The following is a 16,891-nucleotide window of genomic DNA, read 5'->3' as shown; positions in this document are numbered from 1 at the left end:
GCACCGCTCTGTGGACTACGGTGGCGGCTGTGCGGTTGACCGAATTTCATGAAATGGTGCGCGAAGAGTTCGGGCAGGTACGAGGCGACTCGATGTTGATCGACCATGTACTCCAGAGTCTCGACGGAATGACTGCCGCGGAGGCTGTCGAAGCAGGCTGGGAGCCTCGCGAAGTGTGGCGCGCGCTCTGCGTGGAGTTCGACGTACCCCCCGCCCGCCGCTGATTCTTCGGCGTGTCGAACGTCTCTCGTCTTCTGTTCGAACACGTGTTCGTCTATGCTGAACCTGTTCGGTGGTGACGCTCTTTTCGTAACTGCGAACTTTCGGTGTTCTACAAATGCGGTGTTTCACGAACGCGGTGATCGGCAAGCGCGAAAGCAAGATCGAAAAGTCTGTCGGTGGCCGGATCTACTCTGATCGCAACACACCAACAGGGTCGGCTCAGGCAGGCACTGAAGAGACGGAGTCTGCTCAGGCAGGCACTGAAGACTGAAACAAGGATGGGGATCACGATGGCACCACAGGCACCTGATCGGGACAAGGCACTCGACCTCGCGTTGGCGCAGATCGACAAGAACTTCGGCAAGGGTTCGGTGATGCGCCTGGGTGAGGGTGTCCGCCAGCCCATCGCCGTCATTCCCACCGGTTCCATCGCGCTCGACGTCGCGCTGGGTATCGGCGGACTGCCGCGTGGCCGCGTCATCGAGATCTACGGCCCGGAGTCCTCGGGTAAGACCACCGTGGCACTGCACGCAGTTGCCAATGCTCAGGCCAACGGCGGCATCGCGGCGTTCATCGACGCGGAGCACGCACTCGATCCTGACTACGCAGCCAAGCTGGGTGTCGATACCGACGCGCTTCTGGTCTCGCAGCCCGATACGGGTGAGCAGGCTCTCGAGATCACCGACATGCTGATCCGTTCGGGCGCCCTCGACATCGTCGTGATCGACTCCGTGGCCGCTCTTGTTCCTCGCGCCGAGATCGAAGGCGAAATGGGTGACAGCCACGTCGGCCTGCAGGCTCGACTGATGAGCCAGGCGCTGCGCAAGATCACCGGTGCCATGAACAACTCGGGCACCACCGTCATCTTCATCAACCAGCTTCGCGAGAAGATCGGCGTGATGTTCGGTTCTCCCGAAACCACCACCGGTGGTAAGGCACTGAAGTTCTACGCTTCGGTCCGCCTCGACATCCGTCGCATCGAGACCCTCAAGGACGGTACCGACGCAGTCGGTAACCGCACTCGCGTCAAGGTCGTCAAGAACAAGGTCGCTCCGCCGTTCAAGCAGGCCGAGTTCGATATTCTCTACGGCCAGGGCATCAGTAAGGAAGGCTCGCTCATCGACATGGGTGTCGAGCACGGGTTCATCCGCAAGTCCGGCTCCTGGTACACCTACGAAGGTGACCAGTTGGGTCAGGGCAAGGAAAATGCTCGTAAGTTCTTGCTGGAGAACACCGATATCCGTGACGAGATCGAGAAGAAGATCAAGGAAAAGCTCGGTATCGGTGCTGACGTCACTGCAACCGACGAAGCTCCCGCCGACTTCTGAGTTCAGTCATGAGCTTCGACGACGGTGACCACGGCGAGAATGCTCGTGAAGAGTACGACGCTCCTCGGCGTCGATCCCGTCAACGCTCCGAGAAACCGTCGCAACGTGCGGAAGGTGGTACGGAGGCGCAGGCCAAAGACGCTTGCCTGCGCCTCCTGACCGACCGGGCACGCAGCCGCTCGGAACTGGAAACCAAGCTGAGCGGGCGCGGCTTCGAGCCCGAGATCATTACCAAGGTCCTCGATCGACTCCAAGAAATCGGGTTGATCGACGACGCAGACTTCGCAAACCAATGGGTTCATTCGCGGCACACGTACTCGGGCAAGGGAAAGCGTGCGCTTGCAGTCGAGTTGCGGCTCAAAGGAATCGACCAGGACGTCGCTTCCGAAGCGCTGTCGCAGATCGATCCCGAAGACGAGCGCGAGCGCGCAGCAGAGTTGGTTCGGCGCAAGCTGAAGAACAAGCCGATCGACGATCGTGACAAGGTCACGCGTCGACTGGTCTCGATGCTCGCGCGCAAAGGATATTCAGCGGGGATGTCGTACGAGGTGGTCAAAGCAGAGATGGCTGCCGCAGAGTCGTAGGCAACACATGTCGTAGGCATCGAATACCAGGAGCGGGGTGTGTCACCGAATTCGGTGACACACCCCGCTCCTCGCGTCAGTGGAACAGCAGGTCGATCAGCTCACGGCTTGGTCAGGTCCATACCCGGTACCGAAACCGCTGGGTCGGCAGACGGAGCCGCGATGGGGCCCTTGCCCTTTCGCTTGCCGGAACGCAGGCGCTTCTCCACCTTGGTTGCCAGGAAGGTAAGCGCGGAGTTGAGAGCGATCATGATTGCGGCAACCACGATGAGCGCCGGCAGGAAGTTTCCGTAGAAAGTGCCGAGCTGTTGGGCCTGACGTACCAGCTCGACATACCCGATCAGGTAACCGAGGGCGGAGTCCTTCAGCGCCACGACCATCTGTGAAATCAGTGCCGGCAGCATGGCGGTAACCGCCTGGGGGAGCAGGATCGTCACCATGATCTGCGTCTTGCGCATCCCCAGCGCCTTTGCGGCCTCACTTTGCCCACGCGGGAGTGAGTTGATCCCGGCGCGGACGATCTCGGCGATCACTGACCCGTTGTACAGGGTCAGACCCACGACGACTGCCGCCAGTGCAAGGTACTTCGACTTGAAGACTTCGTATTCGGCGAACACCTGATACGAGAAGATCATCAGAATCAGAACCGGTACTGCTCGGAACAGTTCGACGATGACGCCGCAAATTTTCCGGATGATGTTGTGCTCGGAGAGTCGGCCGATACCCAGGGCAGAACCGAGGATGAGCGCGAAGACGATGGACATCGCAGCCGCGATCAGTGTCCCGCGGATACCGGGTATCAGATACGTTGTCCACGAGGTGGATTCGAGGAACGGATCCCACTTCGCTGCTGTCAGCTGGCCCTTTTCGTCGAGTGCGCGGTAGATGACGTACCCGATCGCGACCATGAGTGCAGCGACGACAAGGGACGCGAATCGGTAGAGATTTCGCGCTCTGGGGCCCGGCGCGTCGTAGAGGACTGTTGCGCGGTTGCTCATCGTGAAACCTCGAATCGCTTGCTCAGCTTGCCGAAGATCAAGCCCATGGGAAGTGTCAGGATCACGAAACCGACAGCGAAGATTCCACCGACGACGAAGATCGCCGCTTCGTTTTCGATCATCTTCTTCATCAGCGCTGACGCTTCGGATACGCCGATCACCGCGGCGATGGTCGAGTTCTTGGTCAGTGCGATCAGCACGCTACCCAGCGGCGCTGTGACCGCGCGAAATGCCTGAGGCAGGACGATCAGCCGAAGATTTTGGGCAAACGACAGACCGAGTGATCGGCCCGCTTCGGCCTGGCCGACCGGAACGGTGTTGATTCCCGATCGAAGTGACTCACACACGAACGCTGCGGTGTAGACACTGAGTCCGAGCACTGCGAGTCGGAAGTTGTTGTCTGTCAAGAACGTCGGTGAGTCCGACTTTGCGAGATTGACTCCGAGCGTCTGCGACAGACCGAACAGACAGAACAGCAGAATCAGTGTCAGGGGGGTGTTGCGGAACACGGTCACGTACGCGGTACCCAGGAATCGGGCGACCGGAACCGGTGACACGCGCATGGCCGCGATCAGGACACCGATGATGACGGCGCCGATCGCGGAGAAGAACGTCAGCTGGATCGTGGTCCAGAAGGCTTCCAGAATCTGGTCGCCGTACTTGCTCAGAAGGTTCACTTGCCGTCTCCCCAGATCACGGGATCTCCGTTGGTGGCGTCACGCGCTGCGGCTCCCGAAGTGGGGAGCCGCAGCGAGATTGACGGTGAAAAAAGCAGGTCAGTAACGATCAACGGTGGGCGGGGCCGGGATGGGGTAGCCCGACGCACCAACGGTGTTGTTGAAGGCTTCCTCCCACGCGCCGGTGGAGATCATCTTCTCGATGGCATCGTTGATCTTGCCGCGACCCTCGGAATCGTCCTTGGCCAGGCCGACGCCGTACTTTTCGGTCGTGAACGGTTCGCCGACGACCTTCAGCTCTCCCGGGTACTGGGCAGCGTAGCCGGCCAGGATGATGTCGTCGGTGGTGACAGCGTCGACAGCGCCGTTACGCAGAGCTTCGACACAAGCGGAATAGGTGTCGAGCGGCTGGAGCTGGACGTCCTTGGCGTAGTTGTCCTGGATGTTCTGCGCCGGAGTCGAACCCGACACCGAGCAGAGCTTCTTGCCGCCGGTGAGCGAATCGGGGCCGGTGATGTCGGTGTTGTCGGAGCGAACGAGCAGCGACTGGCCCGCGATGAAGTACGGGCCGCCGAAGCTGACCTTCTCCTTGCGCGTGTCGGTGATCGAGTAGGTCGCGACGATGTAGTCGACCTCGCCGTTCTGGATCAGGGTCTCGCGCTGGGCTGACGGCGATTCCTTGAAGGTGATGCCTTCGGGCTTCACGCCGAGTTCGTTTGCGATGTAACGGGCTACCTCGACGTCGAAGCCGGAGAAGGTGCCGTCTGGGTTGCGCTGACCGAGGCCGGGCTGATCGAACTTGATGCCGACGGTGAGAGTGCCGTCGGAAGCGCTCTCGGTGATCGACTTGTTCTCCTCGCCGCCGCCACAGGCCGTGGCAGCGAACGCGATGGCCATGATTCCGATTCCGAAACGGACGGAACGATTGATCTTCATGAAGATCCTCTCAGTTGTCGACACACGAACAGTGCAGTCGAGATGAACGGTGCAGCCGAGGTGAACGGTGCAGTCGAGCAAGTTGTCTTGTGGACGAGGACAGAACTGTCGGAGGGGAGACTGTAATCAGTGCGTGAGGATCTTGCCGAGGAAGTCCTTGGCCCGATCCGACTTGGGATGGGTGAAGAACTCTTCGGGCGTGGTGTCTTCGACAACCTGGCCGTCAGCCATGAACAGCACGCGGTCGCCGGCCTTGCGCGCGAAGCCCATCTCGTGCGTGACCACGAGCATGGTCATGCCTTCCTTCGCGAGGGAGGTCATGACGTCGAGGACCTCGTTGACCATCTCGGGGTCGAGTGCGGAGGTGGGCTCGTCGAACAGCATCACCTTCGGCTGCATCGCAAGGGCGCGAGCGATCGCGACACGCTGTTGCTGACCGCCCGAAAGCTGCGCCGGGTACTTGTCGGCCTGATTGGCGATACCGACGCGTTCGAGCAATGCCTGCGCGGTCTTCTTGGCGTCTTCCTTCTTGGCCTTGCGGACCTTCATCGGTGCGAGCATGACGTTCTCGAGGATCGTCTTGTGCGCGAACAGGTTGAACGACTGAAAGACCATCCCGACGTCGGCGCGAAGTGCAGCAAGTGCTTTGCCCTCTTCGGGGAGCGTCTTGCCGTCGACGGCGATCGTGCCCGAGTCGATGGGTTCGAGGCGATTGATGGTGCGGCACAGAGTCGACTTACCGGAGCCCGACGGACCAAGGACGATCACCACTTGGCCCTTGGGTACCTCGAGATTGACCTCTTGCAGGACGTGAAGTTCCCCGAAGTGTTTGTTCACCGAGGTCATCGAAATCATGGATGTGGAATCGCCGGAGGTGGTCGGCGTCGTCGCATCGTCGGCTTGGGTCATAAACGAGAACCTTAGGCGTAGTTTGCGTCGACGCCCGTGATTTCGCCATGGTTCTTGCCATATGTAATGGAAATTTTACTGTGACGACGTTTATGTCGCGTTTCGGCTGTTTATCAGGGCGTTATTACACGTCGTAGTGGACGTGAGCTAGGCTGAAGCGTGTCACTGATCGACGAAATGTCCCCTGCACTTCCACAGCCGACTGCAGTTCCGGAACCGACGGCAGATTCCGAGCCGACGGCGACGCCTGTTCGCACCTACGAGGTGCGGACGTACGGCTGTCAGATGAACGTCCACGATTCCGAGCGACTGTCCGGTCTGCTCGAGGATGCCGGGTATTCGAAGGCGGAGACCGGAAGCGATCCCGATCTTGTCGTCTTCAACACGTGTGCGGTCCGCGAGAACGCGGACAACAAGTTGTACGGCAACCTCAGCCAGCTCGCCCCGAACAAGGAGGCGAACCCCGACATGCAGATCGCGGTCGGTGGGTGCTTGGCGCAGAAGGATCGTGACACCGTAGTCAAGAAGGCGCCGTTCGTCGACGTCGTCTTCGGCACCCACAACATCGGCTCGCTTCCCGCGCTGCTCGACCGCGCGCGCCACAACCAACGCGCCGAAGTCGAAATCCTCGACGCGCTGGAGGCCTTTCCGTCGACGCTGCCGGCCAAGCGCGAATCTGCTTACGCGGGTTGGGTTTCCATCTCGGTCGGTTGCAACAACACGTGCACGTTCTGCATCGTTCCGGCCCTGCGTGGCAAGGAAGTGGATCGACGTCCCGGCGACATTCTGGCCGAGGTGCAGGCACTCGTCGACGAGGGTGTCTCGGAAGTGACCCTGCTCGGGCAGAACGTCAACGCCTACGGCGTGTCGTTCGCCGATCCGGAACAACCGCGCGATCGCGGAGCCTTCGCCTCGCTCTTGAAGGCATGTGGACACATCGACGGCCTCGAACGGGTGAGGTTCACATCGCCGCACCCGGCAGAGTTCACCGACGACGTCATCGAAGCGATGGCAACCACTGCCAACGTCTGCCCGCAGCTGCACATGCCGTTGCAGTCCGGTTCGGACAAGGTTCTGAAAGCGATGAAGCGCTCGTACCGCAAGTCGAAGTACCTCGGGATCATCGAGAAGGTGCGCGCCGCAATGCCGCACGCCGCCATCACCACGGACATCATCGTCGGGTTCCCGGGGGAGACGGAAGAGGATTTCGAGGAGACGCTGGACGTCGTGCGTAAGGCGCGATTCTCCAACGCCTACACCTTCCAGTACTCCAAGCGCCCGGGCACGCCGGCGGCGGAGATGGCCGATCAGCTTCCCAAAGAGGTTGTCCAGGAACGCTACATGCGATTGCTCGCGGTTCAGGAAGAAGTGAACATCGAGGAAAATCGCAAACTCGTCGGCACCGAGGTCGAACTCCTGGTGGCAGCGGGGGAGGGTCGGAAGAACGCAGCGACTCACCGTCTCAGTGGTCGCGCGCGAGACGGCCGCCTGGTGCATTTCCGCCCCGAGGGAAACCTCGACGGCACAATCCGACCCGGTGACGTGGTGACGGTCGTCGTCACCCACGGAGCCCCTCATCACCTCGTGGCAGATGACGGAGTGCTCACGCACCGTCGGACCCGCGCCGGTGACTCGTTCGACAAGGGCATCACACCCAAGACCCCGCCCATCGGCGTAGGTCTCGGGCTACCGAAGATCGGTGCCCCGGCCCCACAACCCGTCCAGATGGGATGCAACGCATGACCTCGCAACACGAGAACACGACACCACAGCCCGGCGACGACGCTTTCGAGGGCTACCGCAAGGATCTCGACGACGCGGAACGCAAGGTCGCGGGAGAAATCGATCCAGGTGCGCGCGCCATGGTCGTCGCAGTTGCGGTGCTCGTGCTGGTCGGCACGCTTGCGCTGCCCCATGCGGGAGTTGCGAACGGCTGGGATGTGCTCGCGTACAACCAGGATGCGGAAAGCGAACGGATTGCACTGTTCTCACGCTTGTTCGTGTGGTTCGTCGTCGTCTTCGGCATCGGATTCTCGATGCTCGCACTCGTGACGCGTCGCTGGAGTCTGGCGTGGGTTGCGCTGGCCGGCAGCGCCGTGGCGAGTGCTCTGGGAATGATGGCCGTCTGGTCACGTCAGACCATTCCCGCCGGTTTCAACGTGGCCGGACCGTCGATCGGGCTGATCATCGGATGGTTCGCCGTCGTGTTCTTGACGTTCCATTGGCTCAAGGTGGTCTGGACACGAACCAACATTCAGCTCGCTGCGGAGGAACAACGCCGGATCGCTGCGGCTGAAGCCGAAAAGCATCAGGAATGGAACGTCGGCTGACACAGCAGGCCGTCTGTACAAAGCGCAAGACAACGCCGGCTGACTCCTTTCGGAGTCAGCCGGCGTTTTGTTGTCTTGGCAGCTCGTCGTCGATTACTCGTTGACGGCGCTTTCGGCAGCGTCGGCCCACTCACGCCACTGCTTTGCCTGAGCGAGAGCCTTCTCGGCGTCCTTCGTCTTGCCGGCAGCCTGAGCCTTGGCGGCCTGCTCCTCGAACTGGCTCACCCGCTCCTTGAACTGCGCGACTCGGGCAAGTGCTTCCGGATCGGTACGACGCCACTCGGCGTCGACAGCATCGCGCACCTTGGTTTCGATGGCCCGGAGCTTCGCTTCGAGTTCCTGCATTCGGTCGCGCGGCACCTTGCCGATCGCGTCCCACTTCTCCTGCAGGTCGCGCAGCGCTGCACGAGCATTCTCGAGTCCGTGCGCCGGATCGATGTTCGCGTTGGCAGCGAGCAGCTCTTCCTTTGCAACCGCGTTCTGCTCGAATTCGGCATCGCGCTCGGATGCAGCAGCGTTGCGCGCGGCGAAGAACACATCCTGCGCGCCCTTGAAGCGCTTCCACAGGTTGTCGTCGGCCTCGCGCGGTGCGCGGCCGGCAGCCTTCCACTCGCTGAGCAGATCGCGGAATTCTCCAGCGGTCTGCCCCCATTCAGTGGAGGTCGACAGCTTCTCGGCGCGCTCGACCAGTTCTTCCTTCGTCGAACGGGCGCTCGCACGATCTCGGTCGAGTTCGGCGAAGTGGGCTCCACGTCGTCGGTTGAAGGACTCGCGAGCCTTGGAGTACCGCTTCCAGAGTGCGTCGTCGACCTTGCGGTCGATTCCGCGAATCGTCTTCCACTCGTCGAGAATCTCGCGCAGTCGATCACCCGCGGTCTTCCACTGGGTCGACTCCGAGCCGATCTGTTCGGCCTCGACAGCGAGGGCCTCCTTGCGGGCGGTGCTGGCCGCGCGAGACTGTTCCTTCTCTTCCTTCGCGTGCGCTGCGGCCTCGTCGGACCCGGCGACGATCACGTCGAGTCGTCGGGCCAAAGCGTCGAGGTCACCGATCACGGCAGCGGTGGAGAGGGATTCGGACAGAGCGATGGCGGCAGCCTTGGTCTTCTTGGCGTCTCCGGCGCCCGACGTCAGTCGCGCCTCGAGTAGCGAGACCTCGGTCGCGAGGTCGTCGTAGCGACGACCGAAATGGGCGAGACCCTCGGCGGCATCCCCGGCCTGCCACGATCCGATCTGACGTTCACCGTCAGCGGTCTTCACCCAGGCGGTCCCGTCTTCCTCGACGCGTCCGAACTTGCTCGGGTCGCTGGCCGGTGCGGCGGTGACGGCATGCGAGGCTGCTGGGCCGGGGCGAGGTGCTCCGGGGCGGGGTGCACCGGGGCGTGGTCCACCAGGTTTGGGCGCGCCGGGTTTGGGTGCTGCCGGGCTCGGGCTGGCCGAACTGCTGTCGGCGCCGGTGGTGGGTTCACTGTTCTCGGTCATCGGTCCTCGTCTCTGCCGCGCGTCACGGCTGCCTGATCGCATTCCTGGTTCCATTGAACCCGGTACTCACGTTCTCCGACTATTGAATCAGGTAAGAGGGTGTGAGGTCGCCACCTCGGGGTCGACTAGCGTGGCAGCTGTGTTGACTTCCGCTGTTCTCGTCCCCTCGGCGCCGTTGCTCGTGCCGGAATTGTCCGGTGATTCGGCCGAGTCCGCTCAGGTGCGTGCTGCAGCGACAGCCGCCGTGCGGCGGCTCTCTCACGAGGCGGTTCACTGGGTGGGCGTCGGTGTCGACTCCGAGAAGGCAGCGGGCGAACTCTGGCGATCGGGCGTCGGACATGCGCAGATCGGAACATTTGCGGGATTCGGCGCCGATGTCCGGACGTCCCTGGACGCGGATGCGACCGGCGAACCGGTGCCATCACTCGAACTGTGCGCCCTTGTCGCCGGCTGGCTGCGTGCCCGAGCAGACGAGGAGATCACCGTCGACATGCACGCCGTCAGTGCAGAGGCGTCGGCGAATGAATGTCGTGAATTCGGGAAGCACCTGCGCAAGCAGCTCGACAGCGACAACCGACCGCAAGGGCTTCTGATCGTGGCTGACGGTGCGTCCACGCTGACGGCAAAGGCGCCCGGAAGCTTCGACGAGCGCGCCGCGGGCGTGCAATCGGCCATCGACGATGCCCTGACCACCGGTGACCCGGAGGCGCTTCTTGCTCTCGATCCGCAGCTCTGCCGGAGTGTCGGAGCCCAGGGGCGCGCGGCGTGGCAGGTCCTCGCCGGTGTCTTTACGAGCTCGTCTCCGTCAGACCATCCTCGCTCGACGGTCGACTACAGCGATGCACCGTTCGGCATCGGCTACCACGTCGGGACGTGGCGGCCGTGAACGTCCCTGAAGAACTTCGCCCGATCGCAGTTGTCGGTCCGACGGCGTCGGGAAAGTCCGATCTCGCGTTGGCACTGGCCGAGGAATTCGGCGGAGAGATCATCAACATCGACGCGATGCAGCTCTATCGCGGCATGGATATCGGGACCGCCAAACTGACGCCTGCCGAGCGCCGTGGGATTCCGCATCACCTGCTCGACGTTCTCGACGTGACGGAGACGGCCACCGTCGCGCGTTATCAAACCGACGCGATCGCGATCGCCGAGGATCTGATCGCGGCGGGCAAGGTTCCGGTGATCGTCGGCGGATCCATGATGTACGTCCAGTCGTTGCTCGACGAATGGTCTTTTCCGGCAACGGATCCCGAAGTTCGCGCGAAGTGGGAAGCAGTGCTGGCCGACGGTGGGGTCGGTGCGGTGCATACGGCGCTTGTTGCTGCTGATCCGGTAGCGGCGGCGTCGATACTGCCTACGGACGGCCGGCGGATGGTTCGGGCGCTCGAGGTCGTCGAGCTGACAGGTCTGCCGTTCGCGGCCTCGGCGCCGCAGATCGGTGACCCTCGTTGGGGAACCCGCATCATCGGCGTGGATCGGGATACGGAAGAACTCGACAGACGGATTCGGTTGCGAACCGAGCTGATGTTTTCGGGCGGGCTTGTCGACGAAGTTGCCGTGCTGGTCGAGCAAGGATTGCGTGAGGGCGTCACAGCGCCGCGAGCCATCGGCTACGCACAGGTGCTCGCACATTTCGACGGTGAATACGATCTGGCCGAAGCACTCGAACGGACGTTCATCGGGACACGGCGCTACGTTCGACGCCAACGCTCATGGTTCCGTCGCGACGCACGCGTGCACTGGCTCGACGGTGCCGATCCGGAGCTGGCTCGCTCGGCCTTCTCTGCACTTGCAGATCGCGGTCTGTAACACGATCGAGCCGATCAGCTATCTTACAGTTAGCTCTTTCGCGATCCATCCGTTTCGCGATCGACGGACTGGAGGACATCGAACATGGCGCAGAGCGGGACACACGCGCGACCGAAAGGCCGACGCGCGAGTCGGCTGCCGCTACTCCTGCTGCTCGTCACATTTCTCGCGGTAGGCGGCGTGCTGATCTATTTTGCGGTGAGTGCCGCCGGGAAGCCCGTCAGCGCACCCGTTCCCGAAGCGCCATTCGACGTGGGAGCCCCAACCGATCCAGAGGCGACGTGGGCGCCCGCGCCGACGGACCTGCCGCCGAACACGCTCGCGATTCCCGATCTGGATGTGCAAGCCGACATCGTGACCAGTGGGTTCGGCGCCAACCGCGGAATGATCCTTCCGCATCCTGACAAGGTTTCGCATTTCACCAACGGTGTGCAGTTCGGATCTTCGGAGGGCACCAATCTTGTTGCCGGCCACGTCGACGACGGTGATCGCACTCACGGCGCCTTGTGGGCGCTGCACCAGATGAAGCCCGGAACACCGATCTACGTGAGCGACGATGCCGGAACGATGTTCACCTATCACGCAGCGAGCCTGAAGCTGTACGAAAAGGTGGCTTTGCCTGCGGAGTTCTTCTCCGAATCCGGTGTGCCCAGGCTGGTTCTCGTGACCTGCGGGGGCGCAACCGTCCCCGACCCCTCGTTACCGTCCGGATTCACGTACGAACAGAACGTGGTGGTCTCCGCGTCACCTGCGTAAGTCGGTCGGTAGGTCCGGATAGGATGGCGACCATGGATTTCAGTAAGGGCCACGGAACGCAGAACGACTTCGTTGTTCTCCCTGACCTCGACGTACGGATCGATCTCGAGCCGGCACGAGTGTCAGCGTTGTGTGATCGCCAGCGTGGTCTCGGCGCCGACGGCATCCTTCGTGTCGCTCGCGCGGGCGCACTTGCGGACGCCGGCGTGCTCACCGCACTTCCCGACGGCGTCGCTGCAGAAGACTGGTTCATGGACTACCGCAACAGCGACGGCTCCATCGCGGAGATGTGCGGAAACGGCGTTCGGGTATTTGCCCATTACCTCAAGGCGTCGGGCTTGGAGAGCAAGGACGAGTTCGTGGTCGGCAGCCGCGCCGGAGCGCGTCCGGTCGTGGTGCACGGCTACGACGCCACGCACGGTGACGTGACCGTGGCGATGGGCCGGATCAAAGAACTCGGCACCAGTTCGGCAACAATCGACGGCCGCGTCTTCGCCGGTGTCGGCATCGACGTCGGTAATCCGCATTTGGCATGCGTCGACGAGCACGTGACGGCAGAAGTGTTGAGTGCGCTCGATCTGAGTGTTTCTCCGGGCTTCGATCCCGGGTTCTTCCCGCACGGGGTCAATATCGAGATCGTGACGCCGATCCACGACGGCGGGGTCCACATGCGCGTACACGAGCGTGGTGTGGGCGAGACTCGTTCCTGCGGAACCGGAACGGTCGCAGCTGCGGCCGCGGCGCTGAAGTACGACGGCAGCGACGAAGGTTCGGTGCTGGTGCGCGTGCTCGGCGGCGAAGTGCAGGTCACCGTCGAAGGCGGTGAAGGGTCTTTGCGGGGGCCCTCGGTTCTGGTGGCGACCGGGACGATCAGCGACGCCTGGTGGCAATCGCTCGTGTGATATCGCCCGCGGGAAATACGCCTGCAGGAAATACGGATGCACCGTGCCCAGGTTTCGTGGGACCATGGATCTTGTATGACGAACACACATGAAAACGAAGAGTCCACCGCTCACGAGCAGTCCGAGTACGCGCAAGCCGAATACACGGCAGATTCTGCATCGGGCAACCCGTCGACCGGTGAGATGCAACTCGCAGATCGCGGCGCCCTGCGCCGCGTGGCCGGTCTGTCGACCGAGCTCGAGGACGTCACCGAAGTCGAGTACCGCCAGCTTCGACTCGAAAGAGTTGTCCTGGTCGGCGTCTGGACGCAGGGAACCGCCGAGCAGGCCGAGGCGAGCATGACCGAGCTGGCCGCACTTGCCGAGACGGCCGGCTCGGAGGTTCTCGAAGGACTGGTTCAGCGCCGCGACAAACCTGACGCTGCCACCTACATCGGTTCCGGCAAGGCGCAGGAACTGCGCGAAGTTGTCCTGGCGACCGGTGCCGACACCGTCGTCTGCGACGGCGAGCTGACGCCGGCGCAGCTCACGGCGCTGGAGAAGATCGTCAAGGTCAAGGTCATCGACCGGACGGCTCTGATTCTCGACATCTTTGCTCAGCACGCGACTTCCCGTGAGGGTAAAGCCCAGGTGGCTTTTGCTCAGATGGAGTACATGCTCCCGCGTCTGCGTGGTTGGGGCGAGTCGATGTCGCGCCAGGCCGGTGGCCGTGCCGGTAGCAACGGCGGTGTGGGTCTGCGTGGTCCCGGTGAAACGAAGATCGAGACGGACCGTCGCCGTATTCGTGAGCGCATGGCAAAACTACGCCGCGAGATCAAGGGCATGAAGGCCGCTCGCGACACCAAGCGCACACGTCGATTGCAGAGCGACATTCCGTCGATCGCCATCGTCGGATATACCAACGCGGGCAAATCGAGTCTGCTCAATTCGCTCACCGGATCCGGTGTGCTCGTGGAGAACGCGTTGTTCGCCACCTTGGACCCGACGACGCGCCGCGCAGCACTCGACGACGGCCGCGAGTACGTACTCACCGATACGGTCGGCTTCGTGCGACACCTGCCGACTCAGTTGGTCGAGGCATTCCGCTCGACTCTCGAGGAAGTAACCGACGCGGATCTGCTTCTGCACGTCGTCGACGGTTCGGATCCGTTGCCGACAGAACAGATCAAGGCTGTGCGGGAAGTCGTCACCGATGTTCTGCGCGAGACGGATTCGAAGGCTCCGCCGGAGTTGATCGTGGTCAACAAGATCGACGCGGCAGATCCGGTTACCTTGACGCAACTACGTGGTCTGTTGCCTGGCGCCGTGTTCGTCTCGGCGCGGACAGGCGAGGGAATCGCTGAACTGCGAGCACATCTCAGTGAGGTGCTGGTTCGACCGGAGGTCGAGGTCGACGTACTGGTGCCGTACACGCGGGGTGACTTGATGGCTCGAATCCACTCGGACGGAACGATTCTGGAATCGACTCACGAAGAGGCCGGAACGCGGGTGCACGCACGTGTGCCACAGATGTTGGCCTCGGCATTGGTCGAGTACGCACCTAGTGCGTAATTTCGGGGCCGTGGTCGCGGTGATTGCGGCGACTACGGCAACCGTATTGCTTCCCGGAGCACCCGCACAGGCATCGTCGTTCGAACCGAGCGAGTTCGCCCCACTGTGCACACCTACGGATCCTGCGCTCCAGGAGTTGTCGGGGATGGTCGTCGTCGACGATCGGATCTACGCGATGGGCGACGGCGGCAGTGACGACTTCGTATTCGAAATGGACCTGAACTGTGTTGTCCAGAAACAGATTCCGGTCCCGATTGATCCCTACGACGTCGAAGATCTTGCGGTGAGTGGTCGAACGCTCGTTCTGTCGGACACCGGTGACAACCTCCGAACCCGCGAAACGGTGGCGTTCATCACGATGGACCTCGATTCCGGTGACGGTACGTTGCACCGCCTCACATACCCGGACGGAGCGCACGACACCGAATCGATTCTCCTCGACCCCGATGGCCACGTCTTTGTCGTGACCAAGGAATTGTTCGGCGCCAGCAGTCTCTATACACCGGTCGGGGGTCAGAAGCTGAGTGACTTGGCACAGCCAGGCCCGACGCCGCTCGAGCGCGTCGGAGCCGTGTCTGTCGGACCGGAGAAGCCAGTGTCGGTGATGTTCACCGGGGGAGCGGTGTCGTCGGACGGTTCGGCGATCGCGCTCCGGAGCTACTCCGATCTGTACCTGTACGAAGTCGTGGACGGCGGAATCGGCGCGACGCTCACCGATACCGAACCGGTGCGGATCCCCCTCCCGACGGAGCCGCAGGGCGAGGCCGTGGCGTTCAACGACGCGGGCGATGTTCTGATCGGATCGGAATCTGCGGGTGGAGCTTTGCCGCCGGTTTACGTGATGCGCGCGCTCGTGGAAGCGACCGAATCGACGGCTGACTCGTCAGGCGATTCGGTCGGCGTCGGCGTCGATCCGTGGACATTCGCGTGGGCCGGATTGGCTGCGGCAGGATGCGCGATAGGCGGTGTGGCGCTCGTGAGATCTCGACGACGCCGCTGATTCCCCTCAACTCCGCGAATTCGCAGACTGCCGGTAGATGTGGATACTGGAACGAATGCACGGGCATCAACTCCTGACGCGGCTCTCGCGTATGTCACTCGAGCACGGACACATCATCGCAGCGCTGCTCGTGGGTTCCGTCCTCGTCGGTGTCGGCACGCTGCTTTTGCTTCGGTGGTTGCCGCGTCGGGCCGTGCTTGTCGCGCTGGGCCTGTCAGTGGTCGGGTCCGGCAGCGGCGCGATGTTCGTGTGGCTCAGTTATCGACCGTTGCCCGCTCAGCTACCCGTGTCGAGTTTCGTCTGGATAGCGCTGGCGATGTTCGGAGTCGTCGGCGCGGCGCTTGTTCTCCTTCGGCGCCCAGGACTTGCCCGCGGCCTTTCGGTGACGGCATTCGCCGCGCTGGCCACGATCGTCGCGGTAGGTCAGGTCAATGCCCAGACCGGCACCTATCCCACACTCGGTTCACTGGTCGGGCACTGGCCGGTCCGCGCGGTCGAGCACGTCGCCTTCGATTCGCTCCCCGGAGCCGAACCGGGGTTACAGCGGGGACTTCCCACGGAAACCCATTGGCAGGTACCGGTGCGGATGCCGAGCAACGGCGTCGTCACGGAAGCGGCGATTCCCGGCAACATCTCGGGATTCGACGCGAGGCCTGCGACGTTGTACCTCCCGCCCGCCTACCTTGCCGATCCGCGTGCGGAGTTGCCCGTCCTGGTGCTGGTGGCGGGTGAGCCCGGCAGCCCCGGCGACTGGCTGGACAGCGGCCGGCTCGCGACCACCGTCGACGCCTACGCGTCGAGGCATTCCGGGCTTGCTCCCGTAGTGGTAGTACCCGACGCGTTGGGGGACTACGACGCCAACCCCGGCTGCATGGATTCTGCTCTCGGCAACGTCGCGACGTATCTGGACCAGGACGTCCCGAACTGGATCGAATCGAACCTTCAAGTGAATCCGGACGCTGCGCAATGGGCTATCGGTGGGTTCTCCTACGGCGGGACGTGCGCGATCGAGATGGCCGTGAACTTCCCGGACCGATACCCGTCGTTCCTGGACTTCTCCGGGCAGGACGAACCGTCGACCGGTGATCACGAGGACACCGTGGCGGCCATGTTCGACGGTGACGAAAGCGCGTTCGACGCGGTCAACGCCCGAGACCTGATGGCGCAGAATCGGTATCCGCAGTTGTCTGGTGTATTTGTCGCGGGTGAAGACGACGACATCTACCGCCCTCAGCAGGAGATCATGTTCGAGGCTGCGCGCGCCGCCGACATGAACGTGGACTACTACACCCTTCCCGGCGGGCACTCGGGTGATGTGTGGGGCACTGCTCTGGAACTCGAAATGGACTGGCTGGGCCGGACACTCGCACTCACTCCGTGAAAGTGTCCGGCCCACTACACAGCACCGGC

General features: G+C 62.7%; 17 protein-coding genes. 12 read left to right on the top strand and 5 right to left on the bottom strand.

The annotated features are described in order from the left end of the window. Nucleotides 1-29 precede the first annotated feature (29 nt). The 3 genes from G8767_RS05500 (at nt 30) to recX (ending at nt 2,134) form a co-directional block, all read left to right on the top strand. Nucleotides 30-224, top strand: coding sequence for a DUF3046 domain-containing protein (locus G8767_RS05500; protein ID WP_003942185.1), 195 nt, complete (start codon nt 30-32; stop codon nt 222-224). Nucleotides 225-512: 288 nt separating this feature from the next. After that, nucleotides 513-1,550, top strand: a complete 1,038-nt coding sequence (gene recA, locus G8767_RS05495) for a recombinase RecA (protein ID WP_007735170.1) — start codon at nt 513-515, stop codon at nt 1,548-1,550. Between the two features lie 8 nt (nt 1,551-1,558). Beyond that, nucleotides 1,559-2,134: a recombination regulator RecX gene (gene recX, locus G8767_RS05490; RefSeq protein WP_166809564.1), complete on the top strand. Its 576-nt coding sequence runs from the start codon at nt 1,559-1,561 to the stop codon at nt 2,132-2,134. Nucleotides 2,135-2,235: 101 nt separating this feature from the next. Here recX and G8767_RS05485 read toward each other — a convergent pair whose 3' ends face one another. The 4 genes from G8767_RS05485 to gluA form a co-directional block, all read right to left on the bottom strand. Next, nucleotides 2,236-3,132 (bottom strand): amino acid ABC transporter permease, encoded by an 897-nt coding sequence (locus G8767_RS05485; RefSeq protein WP_007735172.1) that lies wholly within the window; start codon nt 3,130-3,132, stop codon nt 2,236-2,238. Continuing rightward, on the bottom strand, nt 3,129-3,809 hold the full coding sequence (locus tag G8767_RS05480) for an amino acid ABC transporter permease (RefSeq protein ID WP_019748198.1): 681 nt from the start codon (nt 3,807-3,809) through the stop codon (nt 3,129-3,131). The genes G8767_RS05485 and G8767_RS05480 overlap by 4 nt, the downstream gene beginning before the upstream one ends. 99 nt (nt 3,810-3,908) lie before the next feature. Continuing rightward, a complete protein-coding gene (locus G8767_RS05475) occupies nt 3,909-4,745 on the bottom strand; it encodes a glutamate ABC transporter substrate-binding protein (RefSeq protein WP_020907523.1) in 837 nt (278 codons plus the stop codon). 126 nt (nt 4,746-4,871) lie between these two features. Further along, nucleotides 4,872-5,600, bottom strand: a complete 729-nt coding sequence (gluA, locus tag G8767_RS05470; RefSeq protein WP_095970742.1) for a glutamate ABC transporter ATP-binding protein GluA — start codon at nt 5,598-5,600, stop codon at nt 4,872-4,874. A gap of 213 nt (nt 5,601-5,813) precedes the next feature. Here gluA and miaB point away from each other — a divergent pair, with 213 nt between their 5' ends. Further along, on the top strand, nt 5,814-7,397 hold the full coding sequence (gene miaB / locus G8767_RS05465) for a tRNA (N6-isopentenyl adenosine(37)-C2)-methylthiotransferase MiaB (RefSeq protein WP_166809563.1): 1,584 nt from the start codon (nt 5,814-5,816) through the stop codon (nt 7,395-7,397). Next, on the top strand, nt 7,394-7,984 hold the full coding sequence (locus G8767_RS05460) for a hypothetical protein (protein ID WP_124569757.1): 591 nt from the start codon (nt 7,394-7,396) through the stop codon (nt 7,982-7,984). The genes miaB and G8767_RS05460 overlap by 4 nt, the downstream gene beginning before the upstream one ends. A 93-nt stretch (nt 7,985-8,077) precedes the next feature. Here the strand turns inward: G8767_RS05460 and G8767_RS05455 are convergent, their stop codons facing one another. After that, a complete protein-coding gene (locus G8767_RS05455) occupies nt 8,078-9,463 on the bottom strand; it encodes a DUF349 domain-containing protein (RefSeq protein WP_166809562.1) in 1,386 nt (461 codons plus the stop codon). Between the two features lie 139 nt (nt 9,464-9,602). On the opposite strand from G8767_RS05455, the gene G8767_RS05450 reads away from it, so the two are divergent. The 7 genes from G8767_RS05450 (at nt 9,603) to G8767_RS05420 (ending at nt 16,862) form a co-directional block, all read left to right on the top strand. Beyond that, nucleotides 9,603-10,349, top strand: a complete 747-nt coding sequence (locus G8767_RS05450) for a class III extradiol dioxygenase subunit B-like domain-containing protein (protein WP_166809561.1) — start codon at nt 9,603-9,605, stop codon at nt 10,347-10,349. After that, entirely contained in the window at nt 10,337-11,272 is a 936-nt protein-coding gene (gene miaA / locus G8767_RS05445) for a tRNA (adenosine(37)-N6)-dimethylallyltransferase MiaA (protein ID WP_166809560.1), read from the top strand. The genes G8767_RS05450 and miaA overlap by 13 nt, the downstream gene beginning before the upstream one ends. Before the next feature lie 84 nt (nt 11,273-11,356). Then, nucleotides 11,357-12,028, top strand: a complete 672-nt coding sequence (locus tag G8767_RS05440) for a class F sortase (RefSeq protein WP_166809559.1) — start codon at nt 11,357-11,359, stop codon at nt 12,026-12,028. Nucleotides 12,029-12,060: 32 nt separating this feature from the next. After that, nucleotides 12,061-12,930, top strand: coding sequence for a diaminopimelate epimerase (dapF, locus tag G8767_RS05435; protein WP_166809558.1), 870 nt, complete (start codon nt 12,061-12,063; stop codon nt 12,928-12,930). 75 nt (nt 12,931-13,005) lie between these two features. Then, on the top strand, nt 13,006-14,481 hold the full coding sequence (hflX, locus tag G8767_RS05430) for a GTPase HflX (RefSeq protein ID WP_095970564.1): 1,476 nt from the start codon (nt 13,006-13,008) through the stop codon (nt 14,479-14,481). Nucleotides 14,482-14,491: 10 nt separating this feature from the next. Further along, nucleotides 14,492-15,481: a hypothetical protein gene (locus tag G8767_RS05425; RefSeq protein ID WP_235172110.1), complete on the top strand. Its 990-nt coding sequence runs from the start codon at nt 14,492-14,494 to the stop codon at nt 15,479-15,481. Nucleotides 15,482-15,536: 55 nt separating this feature from the next. Beyond that, nucleotides 15,537-16,862, top strand: coding sequence for an alpha/beta hydrolase-fold protein (locus G8767_RS05420; RefSeq protein WP_240951939.1), 1,326 nt, complete (start codon nt 15,537-15,539; stop codon nt 16,860-16,862). The last annotated feature ends 29 nt before the right edge of the window (nt 16,863-16,891 follow it).

This window comes from Rhodococcus sp. IC4_135, assembly GCF_011602025.1.
Lineage (GTDB): Bacteria > Actinomycetota > Actinomycetes > Mycobacteriales > Mycobacteriaceae > Rhodococcus_F > Rhodococcus_F baikonurensis.
Note: the sequence above shows the minus strand (reverse complement) of the source record. Positions and strands in the feature narration are given on the sequence as shown.

Excerpts from the sequence above, each read along its gene's own strand:
- recA (WP_007735170.1), top strand. The coding sequence starts at position 513 with ATGGCACCACAGGCACCTGATCGGGACAAGGCACTCGACCTCGCGTTG.
- recX (WP_166809564.1), top strand. The coding sequence starts at position 1,559 with ATGAGCTTCGACGACGGTGACCACGGCGAGAATGCTCGTGAAGAGTAC.
- G8767_RS05485 (WP_007735172.1), bottom strand. The coding sequence starts at position 3,132 with ATGAGCAACCGCGCAACAGTCCTCTACGACGCGCCGGGCCCCAGAGCG.
- G8767_RS05475 (WP_020907523.1), bottom strand. The coding sequence starts at position 4,745 with ATGAAGATCAATCGTTCCGTCCGTTTCGGAATCGGAATCATGGCCATC.
- gluA (WP_095970742.1), bottom strand. The coding sequence starts at position 5,600 with ATGATTTCGATGACCTCGGTGAACAAACACTTCGGGGAACTTCACGTC.
- G8767_RS05460 (WP_124569757.1), top strand. The coding sequence starts at position 7,394 with ATGACCTCGCAACACGAGAACACGACACCACAGCCCGGCGACGACGCT.
- G8767_RS05455 (WP_166809562.1), bottom strand. The coding sequence starts at position 9,463 with ATGACCGAGAACAGTGAACCCACCACCGGCGCCGACAGCAGTTCGGCC.
- G8767_RS05440 (WP_166809559.1), top strand. The coding sequence starts at position 11,357 with ATGGCGCAGAGCGGGACACACGCGCGACCGAAAGGCCGACGCGCGAGT.
- dapF (WP_166809558.1), top strand. The coding sequence starts at position 12,061 with ATGGATTTCAGTAAGGGCCACGGAACGCAGAACGACTTCGTTGTTCTC.
- hflX (WP_095970564.1), top strand. The coding sequence starts at position 13,006 with ATGACGAACACACATGAAAACGAAGAGTCCACCGCTCACGAGCAGTCC.
- G8767_RS05420 (WP_240951939.1), top strand. The coding sequence starts at position 15,537 with ATGCACGGGCATCAACTCCTGACGCGGCTCTCGCGTATGTCACTCGAG.